Genomic DNA, 1,619 nt, shown 5'->3' on the forward strand with positions numbered 1-1,619 from the left:
GGCCGACAAGTCCGCCGCGCCCGCGCCCTCCGCCGCCGGCCAAGCCGTCGCCGCCGGCCCCGCGGGCCAGACCGTCCAGTGCGACGGAGACGGCAGCACGGGCAACCGCGTCCAGGTCGTATATGTCCACGGCCCCGGCCGTGACCGCTACTCCGAGTACGTGGCCTCGTTCCGCAAGTGGGCGGCCGACGCCGACCTCATCTACTCCGCCAGCGCCCAGGAGACCGGGGGCGTCCGGCACATCCGCTACGTGACGGCCGCCGACTGCACCCCGACCGTGCTCAACATCGAGCTCCCGGACTCCGCGCTCGCGGAGTTCAGCGCGACCAACGCCGCCCTCGCCGGCAAGGGGCTCGACCGCCGCGACCGCAAGTACATGATCTTCGCGGACACCCAGGTCTACTGCGGCATAGGCACCTTCAACGGCGACGAGCGGCCCGGCCAGGCCAACCTGAGCAACTTCGGCCCCTCCTACGGGCGTACGGACTCCGGCTGCTGGGGCGGCCACACCGCGGCGCACGAACTCGGCCACAACCTGGGAGCGGTCAACAACAGCGCCCCGAACACCAGCCGCGGCGCGCACTGCACCGACGAGTTCGACGTCATGTGCTACTCGGACACCCCGTACTACCCACAGATGCGCAACGTCTGCACCAACCGGGCCTCCGAGAACATCCTGGACTGCAACCACGACGACTACTTCCACACCAGCCCCAAGGCCGGCAGCTACCTGGCCACCCACTGGAACATCGCCGACAACCAGTTCCTGATGAAGAACAGGGGCGGCGGCACCGACCCCGGCCCCAACCCGAGCCCCAGCCCCTCGCCGACCAAGAAGCCGACGCCCAGCCCGACCAAGAAGCCCACGGGCGGACCGGCCGTGACGGTTGCTCAGATCCAGTCGGACTCCGCCGTCGTGAGCTGGCCCAAGGTCGAGGGAGCCGCCTGGTACCAGGTCCTGCTGAACGGCAAGCACCTGGGCTGGGTCCAGTCTCCGGTGCTGCGCGTCTACAACCTCCGGCCCGACACCTCCTACACCGTCGCCGTCTCCGTCCGGGACGCCGCCGGCCGGGACAGCGGAGCGGGCAAGGCCGCTTCCTTCCGCACGAAGGGCCCGGGCGGCGGCACGACGACCCCCGGGACCCGGTACCTGCTCGGCAACGGAAGCACCGGCATGGCCGCCGAGATCTGGGGCGGGCGCGGCGCCGACGGCACTGTGCTCGTCGGGGCGCGCTCCAACGGGTACGCGCAGCAGCAGTGGTACTTCGACGACGCGGGCAGCGGACTGGTCCGCATCCGCTCCGCCGTCTCCGGCAAGTGCCTGCAGCCGGGCGGCACTCCCGCCGCGGGCATGTGGGTCGCACAGCAGGCCTGCGGACGCTCCGGTGCGCAGAACTGGAAACTGACCACCCGCGGCGGCGCGGTCAGCGTCACGGACCCGAGCGGCGGCTTCGCACTGACCGTGAGCAGCCGTCCGTACTACGGGAACTGGCTGCTCGACCTCCAGCGCGCCGACAAGCGTGCGACGCAGGTCTGGACCGTGCAGAAGGCCGGCTGACCCCGGCAGCCCCCGAAGTCCCCTCCGGGGGACGGCCCCGGCGCCCCGCCCGACCCCGCGC

1 protein-coding gene is annotated in these 1,619 nt (G+C 71.8%); it reads left to right on the forward strand.

Annotated elements, in window-relative coordinates:
- A partial coding sequence (locus ABZY57_RS32720; protein ID WP_356518181.1) for an RICIN domain-containing protein occupies positions 1-1,558 on the forward strand: 1,558 nt, incomplete at its 5' end.
- Positions 1,559-1,619: the final 61 nt, after the last annotated feature.

It is taken from the genome of Streptomyces sp. NPDC006450 (assembly GCF_040612195.1).
Taxonomy (GTDB): Bacteria; Actinomycetota; Actinomycetes; order Streptomycetales; family Streptomycetaceae; genus Streptomyces.